The sequence below is a fragment of the Rhodothermales bacterium genome (genome assembly GCA_013002345.1).
Classification (GTDB): Bacteria; Bacteroidota; Rhodothermia; order Rhodothermales; family JABDKH01; genus JABDKH01.
Genome location: JABDKH010000138.1, coordinates 1 through 6,586, shown reverse-complemented (window position 1 = coordinate 6,586; position 6,586 = coordinate 1). Strand labels below are relative to the sequence as shown.

The following is a 6,586-nucleotide window of genomic DNA, read 5'->3' as shown; positions in this document are numbered from 1 at the left end:
TTCGGCCAGAAGCCGGTGACGCTCCGCCTTGCTCTCTACCAGTGTAATGGCGCGGGCGAGAGCGCTACGGTCGCCCGACCGAATGTCCTGCACAATCTGCTCGGCAGCCGAGTCGTGGTCAGCGTTTGATGGCTCGAATTGTTGACTCATTTGCCGGCCTCAACCGCCTTCGTCGATCTTGCTCGTCAGAATTCCCAGCGTTTCGCTGGCGGCGTTCGAGATCACGGTTCCGGGTCCGAAAACGGCCGCGACTCCACTACCCAACAGGTTGAGTCGGTCCTTCTCCGGAACGACACCACCCACAATGATGATGATATCCGATCGACCGAACTCTCGAAGTGACTCGATGACCTCGGGCACGAGGCTGCGGTGTCCCCCGGCGAGGCTTGAAATGCCGACAACGTGTACGTCATTCTCCACCGCCTGGCGCGCCACTTCCTCCGGGGTCTGAAAGAGGGGGCCTACATCCACATCGAATCCGATATCGGCAAACGCCGTTGCGATTACCTTCGCCCCACGATCATGTCCATCCTGACCGAGTTTCGCAACGAGAATACGAGGTCGCCGTCCAAATCGAGCTTCAAAACGCTCACATTCTGCTTGCGCCGTCTGGAATTGGTCGTCATTCATGACTTCACTGCTGTAGGCTCCGGTCACCAGTCGCGTCTCGGCCCTGTGGCGACCATATACCTGTTCAAGCGTGGCAGAGATCTCGCCGAGCGTGGCACGAACACGTGCAGCACGAATGCAGTGCTCGAGGAGACCTCCCTGTTCAGACTCCGCACAACTTCTTAGCCTCGATAAGGCGTCCTGCACCGCCTCATCGTCGCGGGCGTGTCGAACTGCCTGAATGCGTTCGACTTGTGCCCGAAGTACAGCCACGTTGTCGACTTCGAGAATATCGGGTTGGCCCGCGGTATCATCAACAAACCGATTGACTCCTACGATGATCTCCGCTCCAGAGTCGATCTGCGCCTGTCGCTTCGCCGCTGACTCCTCGATTCTCAGCTTTGGAATGCCTCGCTCGATCGCACGGGTCATTCCGCCGTACGACTCCACCTCCTGGATATGAGACCAGGCTTTCCGTGCAAGTTCTATCGTGAGGCTCTCGATACAGTGAGCGCCCCCCGGGGCGTCAACGGGGTGGATGATGCCAGATTCGGCCTGCAGGATGAGCTGTGTATTGCGAGCCACGGCTGCACTTTGCGGCGTCGGAAGTGCGATGGCCTCGTCGAGCGAATTGGTATGGAGAGACTGCGTGTGCCCTAGCGTAGCAGCCAACGCTTCCACGGTCGTTCTCGTCACGTTGTTTTCCGGATCCTGCGCCGTCAGGCTCCAGCCCGAAGTCTGACAGTGCGTTCGGAGCGCCATGGACTTTGGATCCTTCGGACCGAACGGGCGCACAAGGGTAGCCCAGAGCAGTCGAGCCGCACGCAGCTTCGCGATCTCCATCAGGAGGTTCATTCCAATGCCGAAGAAGAAAGAGATGCGCGGAGCGAAATCGTCAACATTCAGACCCAGACTGAGACCGGTCCGCAGATACTCCAGCCCATCGGCAAGCGTGTACGCGAGTTCTATGTCGGCCGAGCCTCCCGCTTCCTGGATATGATATCCGCTGACGGAAATCGGATTGAATCGCGGCATGTGTTCGGAACAGTACTCGATGATGTCACCAACAATCCGCATCGACGGCCCGGGCGGGTAGATGTACGTGTTCCGAACCATGAACTCCTTCAGGATGTCGTTCTGAATTGTACCTGAGAGAAGCCCGGGATCAACTCCCTGTTCTTCTGCCGCGACGATGTAGAACGCCATGATGGGAAGAACGGCACCGTTCATCGTCATTGATACCGAGATGTCGGCGAGGGGGATATCCTCGAATAGCCGACGCATGTCTTCGACCGTGTCGATAGCGACGCCCGCCATGCCGACGTCGCCGCGAACACGCGGATGATCCGAGTCATATCCACGATGTGTCGGGAGGTCAAAGGCCACCGAGAGGCCTTTCTGGCCTGCAGCAAGATTCTGTCGGTAGAACGCGTTGGATTCCTCGGCCGTTGAGTATCCGGCGTACTGACGAATCGTCCACGGACGCCCGTTGTACATACTGGAATACGGGCCGCGCAAGAACGGCGGTACCCCGGCGCCGAACCGCTGGTGCGGGTGTGAGCGAATATCGTACTGCGCAAAGAGCGGGATGCCCTCCGGGGTTGGCATAGAGCTCCCGTCGCGCGTATTTAGAGCGTCATCAACAAGCCCCACGTGTCTGAAGTCCGGTCTAGTCTTCATAAGGACCTGCTCCGCCGATGCGAGTCTTCAGTATGTCCGTCAAGGTGGACGACGACGCAATCTTCGCGAGGCCGCCTTCGTCCTCGATATCCAGAAACGCGTCCCACGCCCCATCCACGATCTGCCCCGTTAGAGCCTCCAGATAATAGGATCCTCCAAACGCATCGTTCACGAAACCGAGATGGCTTTCGTGTCTCAGAATTCGCAAGGTGTTGACGGCCAGGCGCTCAGAATCCGCTGTGGATAGGGCGAGTTCGGGGAACGGTTCAGCCACGATCACATCGCACGAACCCATGACCGCCGCCGTGCACGCTACGGTCAACCTGATCTGGTGGGTCGGACGATCCGGACACTGGCATCGGCCGCCGGCCAGGCCCCACACCTGAATCCGGTCGAAGGGGTGCTCGAACGCCCGCGCGACTCTCCGGATCAGCACTCTCGCGGCTCGCACCCTGGCGATCGCGATGGGCAATTCGCCGTCACATGGAATCAGCACTCGCAGCCGGGCGTGCCGCTCCTGACGCATCAAGTATTCGGCCGCAGCCGCCGTCATGCACGCAACCTCTGCAATGGAGGAATCCCATTCGCCGAAGTACCGTCCGTCAACGGTGCCGTCTCCCGACGAAAGCGGCGGACAATCGGTGCGCTCCTTGACCGAACGCGACACGGGATCTTCCAGCACGACAATTTCCGCGCTCGCATCGCCCGGCGACGGGATCTCTGCCTCACAGCCGAATGCATCCACGTAGTTCGCCAACGGATACGTGTGCTTTGCACCAGGCACGCCAGGTTCGAATTCGTTCGGAGTCACGATTACGCCACGAAGTGCGTCGCTGGCCTCCTTTCCTGCCTGGAGCCATGTCAAATCCGAAGATCCGGGGCCGATCCGGGCGACGATTGACCAGTCAGACTCCCGCGTGACACCAAAGGATCGCAAACCGGAGGCCGGGTCTTGAAAATCGGTGAGACTGTGTAGCGCCGGCAGCACAAGGCCAGGCTCCAGGGACCTCTCGAGGAGGTCACCGGCTCCGGACGAACTCGTCTCGGAGTTCTCCGACCACGTGGACGCCAGTACGGCGTCAAAGTCATGCAAATCAGACTTCATGAATATCACGAAAGCGGGTGGACGGCGGTGCTTCCGCGCAAAGACGCCGGTAGCACCGAACAAGATCAAATGCGGCAATTCCGAAAGCAACCGCGGCGTTGATACTGTGCTTGTGGCCGAATTGAGGGATCTCGATCGCGAAGTCAGCAAGAGCTACGGCCTGCTGCGATACGCCCTTCACCTCATTTCCGACCACGAGACAGAGTGGAAAGTCGTCCAGAGTCAGTGTTTCGAGAGCCCTGGGTCGGTCGGTGATTTCAAGCACAGCCACGCGATATCCATCTGCCTCCGCAGCCTCGATGGCGCTCGCTGCCGAAGCAAAATGCCTCCATGGCATGGTCAACTCAGCACCAAGGGCAGTCTTCCGGAGCCCTCTATTCTCGGGCGTACCCGTAATTCCGGCGAGGAGGACCTCCCTGAGTCCGGCCGCATCCGCAGTACGGAAGATGGAACCTACGTTATACAGCGACCGGACATCCTCGAGGATGGTCGCAAGAGGGTGTGCCAGCTGGCTATCGCCTTCACGACGTTGGGCCAGAATTTCGTCCGGTTTTAGCTTTCTCATGCGGAAATGGGCATAAATTGTGGTGAAGTTAGCTTTGCCGGTCCGAAAACGCTCTAAAAGAGGTCAATCTCAGATGAACCGCTCGATAATCGCCTTTCTGATCCTGTTTCTGTTTAGCGGATGTGCATCAATCAAGGAGGTCGCCAATCTTCGCAATGTGGATTTCGGTATTGACGCACTGACGGAACTACGGATAGCGGGAGTCGAGACGAGTGGCATTCGGGGGTATGAGGATCTCGGGGCGCTCGATATTGTGAGAATCGGAGCGGCTGTTGCTCGCAAAGAACTGCCCGTCTCATTCGTTCTGGACGTCTTGGCGAAGAATCCGGCGGAGAATGGCGTGCAGGCGCGAATGGTTGGCATGGACTGGACGCTGCTCCTCGAGGACCGCGAAACCATATCGGGTGTGTTCCAGGATGAGGTCGTAATACCCGCGGGCGAGACCAGGCACCTCCCGATCCGTATCGAGCTTGATCTGATCCGATTTTTCGAAGGAAATGCCCGAGATCTGGTGGATCTGGCCCTGTCGCTCGCCGGTGAGGGAGGCTCAGCGAAGAACGTCAAACTGCGTGCCGTTCCTACGATCCAGACGCTTGTAGGGCCTGTACGGTATCCGGAGCCGATCACAATTATCAGCACATCGGTAGGGTAGGGCCTGCACCCGCTGGCCACTTCTGCACCCCCAATTCATCCACCGCTGACGCGTTTTATTGTGGAACGGCAGATTTATCAGTACTTTTTCTGACTACCGTTTTTTGGAAAGCTGAATTTGATTATCGCGATTGACGGTCCAGCGGGATCTGGGAAAAGCTCTACCGCCCGGGCACTTGCAAGTGCTGTGCACGGCTTCTATCTGGACACGGGCGCTATGTATCGCGCCATGGGTCTGGCTTTCGAGCGCTCGGCGACGCCGATCACCAGGAAAGGAGCAATGACTCTTGTCGACTCCGTCCGCATTGATCTTTCTCTGGACGATGGGGAGATGCGGGTATTTCTGGATGGGCACGATGTCACCGGCGAGATTCGAGCGCCTTCGATTACGAGGGCTGCGAGTCTTGTCAGTCAGATACCGGAGGTGCGAGAGAAACTTGTTTCCGAGCAGCGCCGCGTGGCGACTGCGTTGAGTGAAGAGGGAAACAGTGTGGTCGTAGAAGGAAGGGACATCGGGACGGTTGTCTTTCCGGACGCCGGGACGAAGTTCTTTATGGATGCCAGTCCGGAGACGAGAGCAGAAAGACGTTTACTGGAACTACGGGACCAGGGTCAAGCGATCGAGTTGTCTGACGTGCTTGAAGATATCCGACAGCGAGATCGGCAGGACCAGGAGCGAGAGCACTCGCCGCTCAGAAGAGCAGACGACGCGATTCTGATCGATACGACATTGCTAAGTCCGGACGAACAACTGGACATCATGCGCGATGCAATCTTGCAGCGTGTGCGAAAAGAGAGCCGACGCGATACAAAGGACGACCGTTAATTAGACACAATCATGTACCGACGCATGGCAACGAGGACGCGTGCTGTCGGACAACCACAAACTAAACCAACAGGGTAGCATCGCTCAATCCTCGTACCAGGTGCAATCAGTTTCGCACCTCGTAGAGTCGTGGCAACCCGGAGACCATCATGGCTGACAACCAGCAAAAGGACAAGGAGACAACAGACCAGACGAAAGAGACCGCAGTGGCGGATCCCGCCGCAATAACGCCGGAGACATCCGACGCGGATAAAGCCGAGCCGTCCGCGCCCGTCGAAGCCGAGCTGCCCGCAGCGACGTCCGATGCCGCGAAAGATGCGTCGGCGCCCGGTGATGAACCCGAGCCCTCAACAGATACCGCGCCCGCTGCCGTGGGCGAAACAGAACAAGTCGACGCCCCGACAGCTACCGGGAATGGATATCAGGCTCCACCGCCTGTTGGATATACGGGAGAGATTGTCGGCGATGTCATCAAGCTAGAAGACCTCGAGGCTTCTCCCGAGGAGGACGCACGCATTACCACCTACGACGAGTTGCGCGCCCTTGTCGAAAAGACACTTACCAACGTCTCGGCGCATGAGATCGTGACGGGCCGTGTTGTCAGCATTGGAGAAAAGGATGTTGTTATCGACATCGGGTTCAAGAGCGACGGCATCATCTCGAAGTCAGAGTTTGATCACGAGCTCGAATCAGGTGAAGAAGTTGAAGTCTATCTCGAACGCATAGAAGACTACCACGGCCAGCTCGTGCTTTCAAAGAGCAAGGCGGACAAGGTCAAGAGGTGGCGACGAATTGAGGATGCCTTCGAGAATGAAGAAGTCCTTGAGGGAACGATCGTTCGGCGGATCAAAGGCGGCATGATCGTCGAGCTGTTCGAAGGCGTAGAGGCGTTCCTTCCCGGGTCTCAAATTGACGTACGGCCGGTCAGAGATTTCGACGCTTACCTCGAGAAGCGGATGGAGTTCAAGATCGTCAAGCTCAATCCGATCAACGAGAACATCGTTGTTTCTCACAAAGCCCTCATCGAGAAGGATCTTCAGGAACAACGGAAAGGAATTCTTTCCGCGATGGAGCCCGTCCAGATTCTGGAGGGTACGGTCAAAAACATCACAAATTTCGGAGTCTTTATCGATCTCGGTGGTGTGGATGG

Annotated in this window: 7 protein-coding genes; 3 read left to right on the top strand and 4 right to left on the bottom strand. The window is 57.7% G+C overall.

Annotation, left to right across the window (positions count from 1 at the left end; genetic code table 11):
• The 4 genes from HKN37_07035 to HKN37_07020 form a co-directional block, all read right to left on the bottom strand.
• Nucleotides 1–150, bottom strand: a 150-nt coding sequence (locus tag HKN37_07035; GenBank protein ID NNE46398.1) for a hypothetical protein, incomplete at its 3' end; no start/stop codon positions are given.
• 9 nt (nt 151–159) lie between these two features.
• Nucleotides 160–2,289 (bottom strand): methylmalonyl-CoA mutase, encoded by a 2,130-nt coding sequence (gene scpA, locus HKN37_07030; GenBank protein NNE46397.1) that lies wholly within the window; start codon nt 2,287–2,289, stop codon nt 160–162.
• Nucleotides 2,279–3,394 carry a hypothetical protein gene (locus tag HKN37_07025; GenBank protein NNE46396.1) on the bottom strand — a complete coding sequence of 372 codons (1,116 nt, stop codon included), beginning with the start codon at nt 3,392–3,394 and terminating at the stop codon, nt 2,279–2,281. Before HKN37_07025 ends, scpA begins: the two co-directional genes overlap by 11 nt.
• Nucleotides 3,384–3,959, bottom strand: a complete 576-nt coding sequence (locus HKN37_07020; GenBank protein NNE46395.1) for a TrmH family RNA methyltransferase — start codon at nt 3,957–3,959, stop codon at nt 3,384–3,386. Before HKN37_07020 ends, HKN37_07025 begins: the two co-directional genes overlap by 11 nt.
• Before the next feature lie 73 nt (nt 3,960–4,032).
• Between HKN37_07020 and HKN37_07015 the strand changes: the two genes are divergently transcribed.
• The 3 genes from HKN37_07015 to HKN37_07005 form a co-directional block, all read left to right on the top strand.
• Complete coding sequence (locus tag HKN37_07015) at nt 4,033–4,611, top strand: hypothetical protein (protein NNE46394.1); 579 nt, start codon at nt 4,033–4,035, stop codon at nt 4,609–4,611.
• 117 nt (nt 4,612–4,728) lie between these two features.
• Entirely contained in the window at nt 4,729–5,436 is a 708-nt protein-coding gene (locus HKN37_07010) for a (d)CMP kinase (GenBank protein NNE46393.1), read from the top strand.
• A gap of 149 nt (nt 5,437–5,585) precedes the next feature.
• On the top strand, nt 5,586–6,586 hold a 1,001-nt coding region (locus HKN37_07005), incomplete at its 3' end, for a S1 RNA-binding domain-containing protein (protein ID NNE46392.1).